General features: G+C 63.5%; 25 protein-coding genes. 24 read left to right on the forward strand and 1 reads right to left on the reverse strand.

The genetic code is table 11. The annotated features are described in order from the left end of the window. Positions 1-8: 8 nt before the first annotated feature. The 23 genes from rplB (at position 9) to rplQ (ending at position 12,366) form a co-directional block, all read left to right on the forward strand. A complete protein-coding gene (rplB, locus tag NYR54_RS12050; RefSeq protein ID WP_261515908.1) occupies positions 9-845 on the forward strand; it encodes a 50S ribosomal protein L2 in 837 nt (278 codons plus the stop codon). Between the two features lie 18 nt (positions 846-863). Beyond that, positions 864-1,142: a 30S ribosomal protein S19 gene (gene rpsS / locus NYR54_RS12055; RefSeq protein ID WP_261515909.1), complete on the forward strand. Its 279-nt coding sequence runs from the start codon at positions 864-866 to the stop codon at positions 1,140-1,142. A 2-nt stretch (positions 1,143-1,144) separates the two neighbouring features. Continuing rightward, positions 1,145-1,534 carry a 50S ribosomal protein L22 gene (gene rplV / locus NYR54_RS12060; RefSeq protein WP_261515910.1) on the forward strand — a complete coding sequence of 130 codons (390 nt, stop codon included), beginning with the start codon at positions 1,145-1,147 and terminating at the stop codon, positions 1,532-1,534. Next, entirely contained in the window at positions 1,534-2,235 is a 702-nt protein-coding gene (gene rpsC / locus NYR54_RS12065; RefSeq protein ID WP_261515911.1) for a 30S ribosomal protein S3, read from the forward strand. Before rplV ends, rpsC begins: the two co-directional genes overlap by 1 nt. Before the next feature lie 24 nt (positions 2,236-2,259). Then, positions 2,260-2,673: a 50S ribosomal protein L16 gene (gene rplP, locus NYR54_RS12070; RefSeq protein ID WP_261515912.1), complete on the forward strand. Its 414-nt coding sequence runs from the start codon at positions 2,260-2,262 to the stop codon at positions 2,671-2,673. A gap of 13 nt (positions 2,674-2,686) precedes the next feature. After that, positions 2,687-2,887, forward strand: a complete 201-nt coding sequence (rpmC, locus tag NYR54_RS12075; RefSeq protein ID WP_261515913.1) for a 50S ribosomal protein L29 — start codon at positions 2,687-2,689, stop codon at positions 2,885-2,887. Between the two features lie 8 nt (positions 2,888-2,895). Further along, positions 2,896-3,147, forward strand: coding sequence for a 30S ribosomal protein S17 (rpsQ, locus tag NYR54_RS12080; RefSeq protein ID WP_261515914.1), 252 nt, complete (start codon positions 2,896-2,898; stop codon positions 3,145-3,147). Between the two features lie 67 nt (positions 3,148-3,214). Further along, positions 3,215-3,583, forward strand: coding sequence for a 50S ribosomal protein L14 (gene rplN / locus NYR54_RS12085; RefSeq protein WP_261515915.1), 369 nt, complete (start codon positions 3,215-3,217; stop codon positions 3,581-3,583). A 13-nt stretch (positions 3,584-3,596) separates the two neighbouring features. Continuing rightward, positions 3,597-3,911 carry a 50S ribosomal protein L24 gene (gene rplX / locus NYR54_RS12090; RefSeq protein WP_261515916.1) on the forward strand — a complete coding sequence of 105 codons (315 nt, stop codon included), beginning with the start codon at positions 3,597-3,599 and terminating at the stop codon, positions 3,909-3,911. Further along, the gene (gene rplE / locus NYR54_RS12095) at positions 3,904-4,464 is read left to right on the forward strand and encodes a 50S ribosomal protein L5 (RefSeq protein ID WP_261515917.1); all 561 of its coding nucleotides are present in this window, start codon (positions 3,904-3,906) and stop codon (positions 4,462-4,464) included. The genes rplX and rplE overlap by 8 nt, the downstream gene beginning before the upstream one ends. A 27-nt stretch (positions 4,465-4,491) precedes the next feature. Next, entirely contained in the window at positions 4,492-4,797 is a 306-nt protein-coding gene (gene rpsN, locus NYR54_RS12100) for a 30S ribosomal protein S14 (protein ID WP_261515918.1), read from the forward strand. A gap of 12 nt (positions 4,798-4,809) precedes the next feature. Continuing rightward, a complete protein-coding gene (rpsH, locus tag NYR54_RS12105; protein ID WP_261515919.1) occupies positions 4,810-5,208 on the forward strand; it encodes a 30S ribosomal protein S8 in 399 nt (132 codons plus the stop codon). A 37-nt stretch (positions 5,209-5,245) separates the two neighbouring features. Further along, complete coding sequence (rplF, locus tag NYR54_RS12110) at positions 5,246-5,779, forward strand: 50S ribosomal protein L6 (protein WP_261515920.1); 534 nt, start codon at positions 5,246-5,248, stop codon at positions 5,777-5,779. Between the two features lie 11 nt (positions 5,780-5,790). Further along, positions 5,791-6,150: a 50S ribosomal protein L18 gene (gene rplR / locus NYR54_RS12115; protein WP_261515921.1), complete on the forward strand. Its 360-nt coding sequence runs from the start codon at positions 5,791-5,793 to the stop codon at positions 6,148-6,150. Positions 6,151-6,222: 72 nt separating this feature from the next. Then, entirely contained in the window at positions 6,223-6,783 is a 561-nt protein-coding gene (rpsE, locus tag NYR54_RS12120; RefSeq protein ID WP_261515922.1) for a 30S ribosomal protein S5, read from the forward strand. Positions 6,784-6,814: 31 nt separating this feature from the next. Further along, positions 6,815-7,015, forward strand: coding sequence for a 50S ribosomal protein L30 (rpmD, locus tag NYR54_RS12125; protein ID WP_261515923.1), 201 nt, complete (start codon positions 6,815-6,817; stop codon positions 7,013-7,015). 20 nt (positions 7,016-7,035) lie between these two features. Continuing rightward, positions 7,036-7,512 carry a 50S ribosomal protein L15 gene (gene rplO / locus NYR54_RS12130; RefSeq protein WP_261515924.1) on the forward strand — a complete coding sequence of 159 codons (477 nt, stop codon included), beginning with the start codon at positions 7,036-7,038 and terminating at the stop codon, positions 7,510-7,512. A gap of 205 nt (positions 7,513-7,717) precedes the next feature. Then, positions 7,718-9,058: a preprotein translocase subunit SecY gene (gene secY / locus NYR54_RS12135; RefSeq protein WP_261515925.1), complete on the forward strand. Its 1,341-nt coding sequence runs from the start codon at positions 7,718-7,720 to the stop codon at positions 9,056-9,058. Further along, the gene (locus NYR54_RS12140; protein ID WP_261515926.1) at positions 9,055-9,654 is read left to right on the forward strand and encodes an adenylate kinase; all 600 of its coding nucleotides are present in this window, start codon (positions 9,055-9,057) and stop codon (positions 9,652-9,654) included. The genes secY and NYR54_RS12140 overlap by 4 nt, the downstream gene beginning before the upstream one ends. A gap of 247 nt (positions 9,655-9,901) precedes the next feature. After that, on the forward strand, positions 9,902-10,270 hold the full coding sequence (rpsM, locus tag NYR54_RS12145) for a 30S ribosomal protein S13 (RefSeq protein WP_261515927.1): 369 nt from the start codon (positions 9,902-9,904) through the stop codon (positions 10,268-10,270). 121 nt (positions 10,271-10,391) lie between these two features. Continuing rightward, entirely contained in the window at positions 10,392-10,781 is a 390-nt protein-coding gene (gene rpsK / locus NYR54_RS12150; protein WP_261515928.1) for a 30S ribosomal protein S11, read from the forward strand. A gap of 98 nt (positions 10,782-10,879) precedes the next feature. Next, the gene (locus tag NYR54_RS12155) at positions 10,880-11,893 is read left to right on the forward strand and encodes a DNA-directed RNA polymerase subunit alpha (protein ID WP_261515929.1); all 1,014 of its coding nucleotides are present in this window, start codon (positions 10,880-10,882) and stop codon (positions 11,891-11,893) included. Positions 11,894-11,934: 41 nt separating this feature from the next. Then, positions 11,935-12,366, forward strand: coding sequence for a 50S ribosomal protein L17 (rplQ, locus tag NYR54_RS12160; RefSeq protein ID WP_261515930.1), 432 nt, complete (start codon positions 11,935-11,937; stop codon positions 12,364-12,366). A 58-nt stretch (positions 12,367-12,424) separates the two neighbouring features. Here rplQ and NYR54_RS12165 read toward each other — a convergent pair whose 3' ends face one another. Then, entirely contained in the window at positions 12,425-12,775 is a 351-nt protein-coding gene (locus tag NYR54_RS12165) for a DMT family protein (RefSeq protein ID WP_261515931.1), read from the reverse strand. 211 nt (positions 12,776-12,986) lie between these two features. On the opposite strand from NYR54_RS12165, the gene NYR54_RS12170 reads away from it, so the two are divergent. Further along, positions 12,987-14,459: a DegQ family serine endoprotease gene (locus NYR54_RS12170; RefSeq protein WP_261515932.1), complete on the forward strand. Its 1,473-nt coding sequence runs from the start codon at positions 12,987-12,989 to the stop codon at positions 14,457-14,459. The last annotated feature ends 1 nt before the right edge of the window (position 14,460 follow it).

Raw genomic sequence — 14,460 nt, forward strand, 5'->3', positions numbered from 1 at the left:
ATTAGGATATGGCACTCAAGCACTATAAACCGGTCACGCCTGGCCAGCGGCAGCTCGTGATTGTCGACCGCTCGGGCCTCTACAAGGGCAAGCCCGTGAAGGGTTTGACCGTGGGCCTGACGAGCAAGGGCGGGCGCAACAACACCGGCCGCATCACCGCGCGCTTCCAGGGCGGCGGTCACAAGCGCGCCTACAGGCTGATCGACTTCAAGCGTCGCAAGTTCGACGTCTCGGGCGTTGTGGAGCGGCTCGAATACGATCCGAACCGGTCCGGCTTCATCGCGCTAGTGCGCTATGACGACGGCGAGCTTTCCTACATCCTGGCACCCCAGCGTCTGGCGGTGGGGGATCGCGTGATCTCCTCGCAGAAGGGCGCGGACGTCAAGCCCGGCAACGCGATGCCTCTGTCCACCATGCCGGTCGGCACCATCATCCACAATGTGGAGATGAAGCCGGGCAAGGGCGGGCAGATCGCGCGCTCGGCGGGAACCTATGCGCAGCTCGTCGGCCGCGACCAGAACATGGCGATCTTGCGCCTCAATTCCGGCGAGCAGCGCTTCGTTCCGGGCGCCTGCATGGCGACGGTGGGCGCGGTGTCGAATCCCGACCATTCGAACACCAGCCTCGGCAAGGCCGGCCGCAGCCGCTGGCTGGGGCGGCGTCCGCACAACCGCGGCGTGACCATGAACCCGGTGGACCATCCGCACGGCGGCGGCGAGGGCCGCACCTCCGGCGGCCGTCACCCCGTCTCGCCCTGGGGCAAGCCGACCAAGGGCATGAAGACGCGCTCGAACAAGGCCACCGACAAGTTCATCATGCGCTCGCGCCACGAGCGCAAGAAATAGGAAAGGTAGGGAAAACCCGTGTCCCGTTCAGTCTGGAAAGGCCCTTTCGTCGACGGCTATCTCCTGAAGAAGGCCGAGAAGGCCCGGGAGAGCGGCCGCAAGGAGGTCATCAAGATGTGGAGCCGTCGCTCCACCATCCTGCCCCAGTTCGTCGGGCTGACCTTCGGCGTCTATAACGGCCAGAAGCACATTCCGGTGCTCGTCACCGAGGAGATGGTGGGCCACAAATTCGGTGAGTTCGCGCCGACCCGGACCTACTACGGCCACGGGGCGGACAAGAAGGCAAAGAGGAAATAGAGATGGGCAAGGCCAAAGCGCCGCGCAGGCTTGCGGACAATGAGGCGCGCGCGGTCCTGCGTACGATCCGCGTCAGCCCGCAGAAGCTCAACCTCGTCGCTGCCATGATCCGCGGCAGGAAGGTGGCCGATGCGCTCGCGGATCTGGAGTTCTCGCGCAAGCGTATCGCCGGAACGGTAAAGAAGGTGCTGGAATCGGCGATCGCCAATGCCGAAAACAACCACGATCTGGATGTGGACGCGCTCGTCGTTGCCGAGGCCTATGTCGGAAAGTCGATCGTCATGAAGCGCTTCCACGCGCGCGGCCGCGGCCGTGCCAGCCGGATCGAGAAGCCCTTTTCCAACCTGACGATCGTCGTGCGCGAAGTCGAAGAGCAGATGGAGGCCGCCTGATGGGCCAGAAAGTCAACGCAATCGGCCTCAGGCTCGGCATCAACCGCACCTGGGACTCCCGGTGGTTCGCGGGTAATGCCGAATACGGGCAGCTGCTGCATGAGGATCTGAAGATCCGCGACTATATCGAGAACGAGCTGAAGCAGGCTGCGATCTCGAAGGTTGTGATCGAGCGGCCGCACAAGAAGTGCCGTGTGACGATCCACACGGCGCGACCCGGCCTCATCATCGGCAAGAAGGGCGCCGACATCGAGAAGCTGCGCCGCAAGATCTCGCAGATGACCGAGGCGGAAACGCATCTCAACATCGTCGAGGTGCGCAAGCCCGAGATCGACGCCCGGCTCATCGCGCAGTCGATCGCCCAGCAGCTCGAGCGCCGCGTTGCGTTCCGCCGCGCCATGAAGCGGGCCGTGCAGTCGGCCATGCGGCTGGGTGCGGAAGGCATCCGCATCAACTGCTCCGGGCGTCTGGGCGGTGCCGAGATCGCGCGCATCGAGTGGTACCGCGAAGGCCGCGTGCCGCTTCACACCCTGCGCGCCGACGTCGATTACGGCACGGCTGAGGCCAAGACCGCCTATGGCGTGTGCGGCGTGAAGGTCTGGGTCTTCAAGGGCGAGATCATGGAACACGACCCCATGGCGTCCGAGCGCCGTGCGGTCGAGGGCGATCAGGGCGGTCAGCGCCGCCGCGAGAACGCCTGAGCCGGAACTCTGGAGTAACGAAAAATGCTGCAACCCAAGCGGACCAAGTTCCGAAAGCAGTTCAAGGGCCGCATTCACGGCGCCGCCAAGGGCGGGACGGAACTGAATTTCGGCTCCTTCGGACTGAAGGCGATGGAGCCCGAGCGGGTGACGGCCCGCCAGATCGAGGCCGCGCGCCGTGCCATCACGCGCTTCATGAAGCGCCAGGGCCGCGTGTGGATCCGTGTCTTCCCGGACGTCCCGGTCACCTCCAAGCCGACCGAGGTGCGTATGGGTAAGGGCAAGGGCTCGGTCGATTACTGGGCGTGCCGGGTGAAGCCGGGCCGCATCATGTTCGAGATCGACGGTGTGGGCGCGGATGTGGCGCGCGAGGCCCTGAGGCTGGGCGCGGCCAAGCTGCCGGTCAAGACGCGCTTCGTCCAGCGCATTGCGGAGTAGGAGAGAGCACGTCATGAAGGCCGCCGACGTGAGAGCGATGACGCTCGACCAGCTCGAAGACGAGTTGGCGAAGCTGAAGAAGGAACAGTTCAACCTCCGTTTCCAGAAGGCGACGGGGCAGTTGGAGAAAACCGCGCGGGTCAAGCAGGTTCGCCGTGACATTGCGCGCATCAAGACAATCGCCGCCGAAAAGGCGGCCGGCAAGCAAGCCTGAGGACAAAGATGCCAAAGCGCGTTTTGCAGGGCATGGTGGTCAGCGACAAGAGCGACAAGACGGTTGTCGTCCGGGTCGAGCGCCGTTTCTCACACCCGCTTCTCAAGAAGACCGTGCGCCGCTCCAAGCGGTACAAGGCTCATGACGAGAACAACGAGTGCAAGGTCGGCGACATCGTGCTGATCCAGGAGTCGCGGCCGATCTCCAAGGAGAAGTGCTGGGTTGTGATCAAGAACCAGCCCCGGCAGCAGGCTCAATAGACGTTTTCAGAGAACCAGGAGCGGCCAAGGCCGCATCCCAAAGGAATAGACGAGAAGGCGGCCAGTCATGATTCAGATGCAAACAAACCTCGACGTGGCGGACAATTCCGGCGCCCGTCGTGTCATGTGCATCAAGGTGCTCGGCGGCTCCAAGCGCAAGTATGCCTCGGTGGGCGACATCATCGTCGTCTCGGTGAAGGAGGCCATTCCGCGCGGCCGCGTGAAGAAGGGTGACGTGATGAAGGCGGTGGTCGTACGCACCGCCAAGGACATCCGCCGTCCCGACGGCAGCGTCATACGCTTCGACAGCAACGCCGCCGTGCTGGTGGACAACAAGAAGGAACCCATCGGCACCCGCATCTTCGGCCCGGTTCCGCGCGAGCTTCGCGCCAAGAACCACATGAAGATCATCTCGCTGGCGCCGGAAGTGCTTTAAGGAGGCCGGACGGATGCAGAAGATCAAGAAAGGCGACAAGGTCGTCGTGCTCGCCGGCCGCGACAAGGGTCGCACGGGCGAAGTACTGAAAGTAATGCCGAAGGAAAACCGCGCCCTGGTGCGCGGCGTCAATCTCGTGCGCCGGCATCAGAAGCAGACGGCGCAGACCGAAGGCGGCATCATCACCAAGGAAGCGCCGATCCACATTTCCAATCTGGCGATCGCCGATCCCAAGGATGGCAAGCCGACCCGCGTCGGCTTCCGTATCCAGGACGACGGCAAGAAGGTGCGCGTGGCGAAGCGCTCAGGAGAATTGATCGATGGCTAACGCAGAGTATCAGCCGCGCTTGAAGAAGCAGTATGAGGAGGTGATCCGCAAGCAGCTTCTCGAGCAGTTCGGCTACCGGAACGAGATGCAGGTTCCGCGCATCGAGAAGGTCGTCATCAATATGGGCGTGGGCGAGGCGACGGGCGACTCCAAGAAGCCTTCGGTCGCGGCCGAGGATCTGGCGCTGATCGCCGGCCAGAAGCCGGTGATCACGCGGGCGCGCAAGTCCATCGCCGGCTTCAAGGTGCGCGAGGGCATGCCCATCGGCGCCAAGGTGACGCTGCGCAAGAACCGCATGTACGAGTTCCTGGACCGGCTCGTGAACGTGGCGCTGCCGCGCGTGCGCGACTTCCGGGGCCTGAGCCCCAAGAGCTTCGATGGACGTGGCAATTTCGCCATGGGCATCAAGGAGCATATCGTGTTCCCCGAGATCAACTACGACAAGGTCGACCAGATCTGGGGAATGGACATCATCGTCTGTACGACTGCCAAGACCGACGACGAGGCGAGGGCGCTTTTGAAGGCGTTCAACTTCCCGTTCCGTCAGCAGTAACGGCAGGCGAGCACAAGGGAAAACCACATGGCAAAAGTCAGCGCAGTCGAGAAGAACAAGAGGCGCCGCAAGATGGTGGACCGCTATGCCGCGAAACGCGCGGCGCTGAAGGCCATCATCAAGGACCAGACGAGGCCCATGGAGGAGCGCTTCAAGGCGCAGCTCAAGCTGGCCGAGCTTCCGCGCAATTCTTCCAAAACGCGCATCCGCAATCGCTGCGAAGTGACCGGTCGCCCGCGTGCCTATTACCGCAAGCTCAGAATGTCGCGTATTGCGCTTCGCGAGCTCGGCAATAGCGGCCGCATCCCGGGTCTGGTCAAGTCGAGCTGGTAAGGAGGGGCACTCATGTCTATGAATGATCCGCTCGGCGATATGCTGACCCGTATCCGCAACGCCATTGGCCGCCGGAAGCCGACCGTTTCCACGCCGGCCTCGCGGCTGCGCGCTCGCGTGCTCGACGTCATGAAGGCGGAGGGCTATATTCGGGATTACAGCCAGATCGACTATGGCAACGGCAAGTCGGAGCTGGAAATCCAGTTGAAATATTTCGACGGTGCGCCGGTCATCCGCGAGATCGCGCGTGTGTCCAAGCCGGGGCGGCGCGTCTATGTGTCGGTGAAGTCGATCCCGCAGGTCGCCAATGGCCTGGGTGTGGCGATTCTTTCGACGCCTAAGGGCGTGATGGCCGACCACCAGGCGCGCGAGCTGAACGTCGGCGGCGAGGTGCTCTGCCGGATCTTCTGATCGGGCCGAAACGACAGAACGAACGAGGACAAGATCGATGTCTCGTATTGGAAAAAAGCCGATTCCGCTTCCCGATGGCGTGACGGCGACCGTTGAAGGCCAGACGGTTACGGCGAAGGGGCCGAAGGGCGAGCTGCGCTTCGTGGTCAACGACGAGGTTCTTGTGAAGCTCGAGAACGGCGCGATCACAGTCGATCCGCGTGACGAGTCCAAGGGGGCGCGCTCCAAATGGGGCATGTCCCGGAGCCAGATCGCCAATATTATCAACGGCGTGAAGCAGGGCTTTGAGAAGCGGCTGGAGATCAACGGCGTCGGCTACCGCGCGGCGATGCAGGGCAAGACGCTGCAGCTCTCGCTCGGTTACAGCCATGACGTGAACTACAATCCGCCGGAAGGCATCACCATCACTGTGCCGAAGCCGACGGAGATCGTGGTCTCCGGTATCGACAAGCAGGCCGTTGGCCAGGTCGCGGCCGAGATCCGCAAGTTCCGCGGACCGGAGCCCTACAAGGGCAAGGGCGTGAAATACGCGGATGAGACGATCGTCCGCAAGGAAGGCAAGAAGAAGTAGGAACGCACGCCATGGTGTCGAAGGTATCCGTTACGCGACGCGCCGGACGCGTTCGCCGGAAGATCAAATCGGTCGCGGGCGATCGTCCGCGGCTTTCGGTCTATCGCTCGTCGAAGAACATCTATGTACAGATCATCGACGATGCGAAGGGACATACGCTTGCGGCTGCCTCCACGCTCGAGAAGGAGCTGAAGGGCAAGCTGAAGACCGGCGCCGATGTGGCGGCGGCGAGCGAGGTCGGCAGGCTGATCGCGGAGCGCGCGAAGAAGGCGGGCGTCGACAAGGTTGTTTTCGACCGCGGCGCCTACCTCTATCACGGTCGCGTCAAGGCCCTGGCGGACGCCGCTCGGGAAGGGGGCCTGGACTTCTGAACCGTTCCGGACGCGATGGACGTCCGGAATATCCTCAATCCGTGCTACCGGAAAAGAATAAGGACAAGGACAATGGCACAAGGCCGCAGGGACGACCGCCGCGATCGCGAGGAGCGCGATGCAGAGTTCGTCGACAAGCTCGTTCACATCAACCGCGTTGCCAAGGTGGTCAAGGGCGGCCGCCGTTTCGGCTTCGCAGCGCTCGTGGTCGTTGGAGACCAGAAGGGCCGGGTCGGTTTCGGCCATGGCAAGGCGCGCGAAGTGCCGGAAGCGATCCGCAAAGCGACGGAAAATGCCAAGCGCGACATGATCTTCGTGCCCCTGCGGGCGGGCCGCACGCTGCACCATGACGTGCAGGGCCGTCACGGCGCGGGCCGCGTGCTTCTGCGCGCGGCGAAGCCCGGCACCGGTGTCATCGCCGGCGGCCCGATGCGAGCCGTCTTCGAGACCCTGGGTGTGCAGGACGTTGTGGCCAAGTCTCTCGGCTCCTCGAACCCCTACAACATGGTTCGCGCCACCTTCGATGCCCTGAAGCGCCAGGTGCATCCCAAGGATGTCGCCGCCCAACGGGGCATCAAGTACTCCACCCTGCAGGCGCGCCGCGGCACTGTCTCTGCCGGGGGCGAGGAATAACGGTTGCCGGCCCTGACGAGGAACGACAAAGATGGCTGAGAAGAACAAGGGCAAGACGATCACGGTCGAACAGATCGGCAGCCCGATCCGCCGCCCCAAGGATCAGCGTGCGACGCTGATCGGCCTGGGGCTCAACAAGCTGCATCGCCGCGCGACCCTGGAGGACACGCCTTCGGTGCGCGGCATGATCGCAAAAGTCCAGCATCTCGTGCGCGTCGTCGACGAGGCCTGAGGAAGCGAGGAACAAGAGCGATGAAACTCAACGAACTCAGGGACAAGGAAGGCGCGGTGCATGCGCGCAAGCGCGTCGGCCGCGGCATCGGTTCCGGCCTCGGCAAGACAAGCGGGCGCGGCGTGAAGGGACAGAAGTCCCGCTCGGGCGTGGCCATCAAGGGCTTCGAAGGCGGCCAGATGCCGCTCTACCGGCGCCTGCCCAAGCGCGGCTTCAACAACATCTTCGCCCGCGACCTGAACGAGGTGTCCGTCGGCCGCATCCAGGCGGCGATCGACGCCAAGAAGCTCGACCCCAAGGAGACGATCGACACCGCCGCGCTCGTCAAGGCCGGTGTGATTCGCCGCGCCAAGGACGGAGTGAAGGTGCTCGGCAACGGCGAGATCACGGCCAAGGTGACGCTTGACGTCGCCGGGGCTTCGAAGTCCGCCGTGGAAAAGATCGAGAAGGCCGGCGGCTCGGTGAAGCTGCCCGAGAAGGCGGCACAAGAGGCTTAAGCCGTCCCGCCGCGGGACGATGTGCCGCTTGCAACCGCATCCTGGCCGGCCTATCTCGGGGCTTCGGCAACTTGCGCTGGCCCGACGGGCCGGCGCATGATCCGCCCCAGGTGAGCGGACCTTCTGGCCCGCCTCCGGCGGTGGAGAGTTCAAGCGGTCTCACTTTTCCTGGTCGCGCTTGGGGGCAACGAAGCGGAGAATTCTTATGGCATCGGCAGCCGAGCAACTTGCGTCAAATCTGAATTTCGCCGCCTTCGCCAAGGCGGAGGATCTGAAGAAGCGTATCTGGTTCACGCTCGGCGCGCTGCTCGTCTACCGTCTCGGCACCTATATCCCGATGCCGGGCATCAATCCGGAAGCCTTCGCTCAGGCCTTCCAGCAGCAGGCCGGCGGCGTGCTCGGCATGTTCAACATGTTTGCCGGCGGCGCGGTCGAGCGCATGGCGATCTTCGCGCTCGGGATCATGCCCTACATCTCGGCCTCCATCATCATGCAGCTCATGACGTCCGTCGTGCCGTCGCTCGAGCAGCTCAAGAAGGAAGGCGAGCAGGGGCGCAAGGTCATCAACCAGTACACGCGCTACGGCACGGTTCTACTTGCCACGGTGCAGGCCTACGGCATTGCGATAGGGCTTGAAAGCGGGGCGAACATCGTCACCGATCCCGGCTGGTTCTTCCGCCTTTCGGCCGTCATCACCCTCGTCGGCGGCACCATGTTCCTGATGTGGCTCGGTGAGCAGATCACCGCGCGCGGCATCGGCAACGGCATTTCGCTCATCATCTTCTCCGGCATCGTGGCCGGGCTTCCCTCCGCCATCGGCGGCACGCTGGAACTCGGCCGTACGGGCGCGCTGTCTACCGGGCTGATCCTTGCCATCATCGCACTTGCCATAGTCGTGATCGGCGTCATCGTCTTCTTCGAGCGCGCGCAAAGGCGGCTTCTGATCCAGTATCCAAAGCGGCAGGTGGGCAACCGCATGTTCCAAGGCGACACGTCGCACCTGCCCCTGAAGCTGAACACCTCCGGCGTGATTCCGCCGATCTTCGCTTCATCGCTGCTTCTTCTGCCGACGACGGCGGCCGGTTTCTCGAACACGACGGAACTTCCGGCCTGGGCGAGCACGGTTCTTGCCACGCTGGGTCACGGCCAGCCGCTCTTCATGGTTCTCTATGCGGCGCTGATCGTCTTCTTCGCCTTCTTCTACACGGCCATCGTCTTCAATCCGAAGGACACGGCCGAGCAGCTCAAGAAGCATTCTGGCTTCATTCCCGGCTACCGGCCGGGCGAGCGTACCGCCGAATATATCGACTATGTGCTGACCCGCATCACCGTGGTCGGCGCCATCTATCTTGTGCTGGTATGCCTTCTTCCGGAGTTCCTGATCTCGGCGACCGGCGTGCCTTTCTATCTCGGCGGCACGTCGCTGCTCATTGTCGTAAGCGTCACGCTCGACACCGTGGCGCAGATTCAGGGACATCTGATCGCGCATCAGTATGAGGGGCTTATCAAGAAGTCGAAGCTGCGCGGCGGCAGGAGAGGAAGATGAGACTGGTACTTCTCGGACCACCGGGAGCAGGCAAGGGGACACAAGCGCAAATCCTGGTGGAGAAATACGGTATCCCTCAGCTCTCCACCGGTGACATGCTGCGGGCGGCCGTGAAGGCCGGGACCGAAGTGGGCCTGCGGGCGAAGGCCGTCATGGATGCCGGCGAGCTGGTGTCGGACGAGATCGTCAATGCGATCGTCGCCGAGAGGATCGACCAGCCGGACTGCGCGAACGGTTTCATTCTGGACGGGTATCCGCGCACGCTTGCCCAGGCGGACGCCGTCGAGGCGATGCTTGCCGAGCGTGGCCTGGCGCTTGACGCCGCGATCGAGCTCATTGTTGACGACAAGGCGCTTGTCGGCCGCATAGCGAAGCGCGCCAGAGAGGCTGAGGCTGCCGGTCAGCCGGTGCGCAAGGACGACAATCCGGAAGTGTTCGAGGAGCGGCTGCGCGAATATTACAAGAAGACGGCCCCGCTTACCGGCTACTATCACGCCAAGGGAAAGCTTTACCGGGTCGACGGCATGGCCGATATCGCGGCCGTGACGGCCGAGATCGAAAGGACACTGCAAACGGTCCGGAGCGGCCGGGCGTAGGAACTTGGACCCGGCGCGCATCGGCGTGCCCTCACGGGATGGCCCGGTTTGCCGGCTCGTCCAACAGAACCCGCAGGGGAGTTGACATTTCCCGGGGATTCCGTCAAAGACGGCGCCAATTCGCTTGAATGTCGAAGCGGTCGGTGCCGGTCTGAGAAGAGATGGCCGGTCCGGGCGCTTTTGTCCTGTCCGGCCGACAGCAACAGGCCGCCGGCTGAGGCGGTGAGAAGGAACCAAGGAGAACGACGTGGCCCGCATCGCTGGCGTCAATATTCCAACCAACAAGCGCGTGGTGATCGCGCTGCAGTACATTCACGGCATTGGCCCGAAGCTTGCGCGTGAGATCGTGAACAAGGTCAACATCCCGGATGACCGGCGCGTGCATCAGTTGACGGATGCGGAAGTGCTGGCGATCCGTGAGACCATCGACCGGGACTACCAGGTGGAGGGTGACCTTCGCCGCGAGGTGTCGATGAACATCAAGCGCCTGATGGATTTGGGCTGCTATCGCGGCCTGCGCCATCGCCGCTCGCTGCCCGTACGCGGCCAGCGCACCCACACCAATGCGCGCACCCGCAAGGGACCGGCCAAGCCGATTGCGGGGAAGAAGAAGTAGTCGGGTGAATAGTGAATGGTAGGGAGCCTGCCGTAGCGCCCGTGTATTAACCATTCACCATCCGCCTTCAGGTGGAGCCGCTGGAATTACGGCGGTGTAGAGATCGATCGAAAGGAAGACCATGGCCAAGGAAGCCACACGCGTTCGCCGTCGTGAGCGCAAGAACATTTCGTCGGGTATCGCGCACGTCAACTCGACCTTCAACAACACGATGATCACCATCACGGACGCCCAGGGCAATGCGATCGCCTGGTCGTCGGCCGGCTCGCAGGGCTTCAAGGGCTCGCGCAAGTCGACGCCTTTTGCCGCACAGGTGGCTGCCGAGGATTGCGCGCGGAAGGCGGCCGAGCACGGCATGCGCACGCTGGAGGTGGAGGTTTCCGGCCCGGGATCCGGACGCGAATCCGCGCTGAGGGCCTTGCAGGCGGCGGGCTTCACCATTACCTCCATCCGTGATGTAACCCCCATTCCGCACAACGGATGCCGCCCGCGCAAGAAGCGCCGCGTCTAGCGACGATTTTGCCGTAAGAGCGCGGGCTCCGCGCTCCTCTGCGGTTTCCAGATCGCCCGCCACGATTGGATGGTGGCGGGGTAACGGAAGGAACAACCATGAGCATCCAGAAAAACTGGCAGGAACTCATCAAGCCGAACAAGATTGAGTTCACCTCCAAGGGCCGCACGCATACGACGCTGGTGGCCGAACCGCTGGAGCGCGGCTTCGGCCTGACGCTCGGCAACGCGCTGCGCCGCGTGCTTCTGTCCTCCCTCAGGGGCGCGGCTGTCACGGCCGTCCAGATCGACGGCGTGCTGCATGAGTTCTCCTCGATCGCCGGCGTGCGCGAGGATGTCACCGATATCGTGCTGAACATCAAGGAAATCGCCATCAAGATGGACGGCGATGGCCCGAAGCGCATGGTCGTGCGCAAGCAAGGCCCGGGCGTGGTTACCGCCGGCGATATCCAAACGGTGGGCGATGTCGAAATCCTCAATCCGGATCACGTCATCTGCACGCTTGACCAGGGCGCCGAGATCCGCATGGAATTCACGGTCAACACCGGCAAGGGCTATGTGCCCGCTGACCGCAACCGTGCCGAGGATGCGCCGATCGGCCTTATCCCGGTCGACAGCCTCTATTCTCCGGTCAAGAAGGTCTCCTACAAGGTCGAGAACACCCGCGAAGGCCAGGTGCTCGACTATGACAAGCTGACCATGACCATCGAGACGGACGGCTCGGTGACGGGTGAGGATGCGGTGGCGTTCGCTGCGCGCATTCTGCAGGACCAGCTTGGCCTGTTCGTCAACTTCGAGGAGCCGCAGAAGGAGCAGCCTGCCGAGCAGGTCACTGAGCTTGCCTTCAACCCCGCTCTGCTCAAGAAGGTGGACGAGCTTGAGCTCTCGGTGCGTTCGGCCAACTGCCTGAAGAATGACAACATCGTCTATATCGGCGACCTGATCCAGAAGACGGAAGCCGAGATGCTGCGCACGCCGAACTTCGGCCGCAAGTCGCTGAACGAGATCAAGGAAGTGCTGGCGTCGATGGGCCTGCATCTTGGCATGGAAGTGCCGGACTGGCCGCCGGACAACATCGAAGAGCTCGCCAAGCGCTACGAGGACCAGTATTGACCGTGGGGCTGCAGCCCGCCGGGATTTGAAGGAGACAAGCAATGCGCCACGGAAAAGCCGGCCGCAAGCTGAACAGGACGTCAAGCCACCGCAAGGCGATGTTCGCCAACATGGCGGCTTCGCTCATTGAGCATGAGCAGATCGTCACCACCCTGCCCAAGGCGAAGGAGCTTCGCCCGATTGTCGAGAAGCTCGTCACGCTCGGCAAGCGCGGCGACCTGCATGCCCGCCGCCAGGCCATCGCGGCGATCCGTGATGAGAAGCTGGTGAAGCGCCTTTTCGATACGGTTGCCCCGCGCTATGCGGAGCGCAATGGTGGCTACACGCGCATCATGAAGGCGGGTTTCCGTTATGGCGACAACGCGCCCATGGCCGTGATTGAGTTCGTCGATCGCGACGTTTCGGCGAAGGGAGCCGCAGACCGCGCCCGCGCGGAAGCCGAAGGGGCCGAGGAGGCCGCCGAGGCGGCATGATCGCCCTCTCGAGGCAAGCATTTAAAAGGGGCCCGGGGGCCCCTTTTTCATTGGCGGTTCAGCCCAACGGCCCCTTGAAGATGAAGAAGGCGCCGAGGCAGATGAGCGCGAAGCCGATGGCGTGGTTGATGGTGAGCTGCTCGCCCAGATAGAACACGGAAAAGACAGCGAACACCGTGAGCGTGATGACCTCCTGCATGGTCTTGAGCTCGGCGGCGCTATAGACGGCATGACCGTAGCGGTTGGCAGGCACCGCGAAGCAGTATTCGATGAAGGCGATGCCCCAGCTCGCCACGATCACCAGAAGAAGCGGCTTGTCGCCGAACTTCAGGTGTCCATACCAGGCAAAGGTCATGAAGATATTCGAGATCGCGAGCAATGCGATCGGCAGCACGTGGTATATGGCCATGGATGACCCCGATAACCGCCGGCTGGAATGCGCGGCGGAAGCTCCGGCCCGGCCGAATCGGCATGACCGTGGGCGAAGATTTATCCAATCCTCGGGCTCTCTTCACCTGCTTCCTTGCGCCTGCGCCGCTTTGTCCGGGCGGCCCTCCCAAGCCTTTTCTTGTGCACAATCCTGTGGGAAAGATGCAGGCTTTGGAGTTTTAGGGATTCTCATGCAGGCTCTTCTTCTCCGGCTGATCCTGGTCTTGGTCTTCGCCCTGAGCGTTCCCGCCTATGCGCAGGATGAGGGGGGCTCTTTGCTCGATCCGCTTTCGCGCCTCTTGCGCGGCGGCGGCGAGACGGGCGTGGAAGCCCCTGAAGGGCCGCAGCGCCGCGTGCCGTTCAGCCGCGAGGAAATACAGCTTTCCTTCGCGCCGCTGGTGGAACAGACCGCGCCCGCGGTGGTGAATGTCTACGCTTCCGCGATGGTGGAGGCGCGTTCGCCCTTCATGGGCGATCCCTTCTTCGAGCGCTTCTTCAATTTTCCGCAGATGCCGCCGCGCCAGCGTTCCTCGCTCGGCTCGGGCGTGCTCGTGGATCCCTCCGGTCTGGTGGTGACGAACTATCATGTCATCCGCGAGGCCGACGAGGTGAAGGTGGCCATGCCCGACGGGCGGGAGTTCGAAAGCGAGGTCTTGCTTCAGGACGAGCGGCTCGATCTTGCGGTGCTGAAGATCCAAGGCGGCGAGCCCTTTCCGGCGATTGCCATCGGCGACTCGGAGGCCCTGGAAGTCGGCGACCTGGTGCTGGCGATCGGCAATCCCTTCGGGGTCGGCCAGACGACCACGAGCGGCATCGTTTCCGCGCTCGCGCGCTCGCTGGGCGGCATTTCCGATTTCGGTTTCTTCATCCAGACGGACGCCGCGATCAACCCGGGCAATTCCGGGGGCGCGCTCATCAATATGAGCGGGGAGCTGGTGGGCATCAACACGGCCATTTACAGCCGCTCGGGAGGGTCTAACGGCATCGGCTTTGCCATTCCCTCCAACATCGTGCGCGCCGTGCTGGAATCGGCCAGGAACGGGGCGGAGTATTTCGAGCGCCCCTATGTGGGCGCGAGTTTCGACCGGATCACGTCGAACATTGCCGAGGCGCTGGGCATGGATCGTCCGGCGGGCGCGCTCGTTACGAATGTGGCGCCCGGAAGCCCGGCAGAGCGCGCCGGCCTGAAGCCGGCCGATGTGGTCGTGACGGTCAACGGCAAGCCCGTGGAAACGCCCGAAGCGCTCGACTACCGGCTGGCGACCCTTCCCGTCGGCGAGACGGCTGAACTTAACGTGCTGCGCGAGGGCAAACGGCTGACGCTGACCATGCCCATTGAGCATGCGCCGAAAGGGGATGGTCGCGAAGTCGAGATCGGCGGCCGCGGCCCGTTCGCCGGGGCGCGGATTGCGGAGCTCTCGCCGGCATTGGCCCAGCGTCTGCGGCTCGATTTCAGCCGGTCCGGCGTGGTCATCGTGGCGCTTGAGCGCAATTCGCCCGCGGCCAGCATCGGCCTGAGGCCCGGTGACATCGTGCGCGAGCTCAACGGGCAGCAGATCGCGAATGTCGATCAGATGAAGGAACTGGCCGAAGCCGGCGGGCGCTGGTGGCGCTTCACCATTGAGCGCGGAGGGCGCGTCATCCGCCAGACATTGCGGTTCTGAA

The sequence above is a fragment of the Chelativorans petroleitrophicus genome (assembly GCF_025398195.1).
Classification (GTDB): Bacteria; Pseudomonadota; Alphaproteobacteria; order Rhizobiales; family Rhizobiaceae; genus Chelativorans; species Chelativorans petroleitrophicus.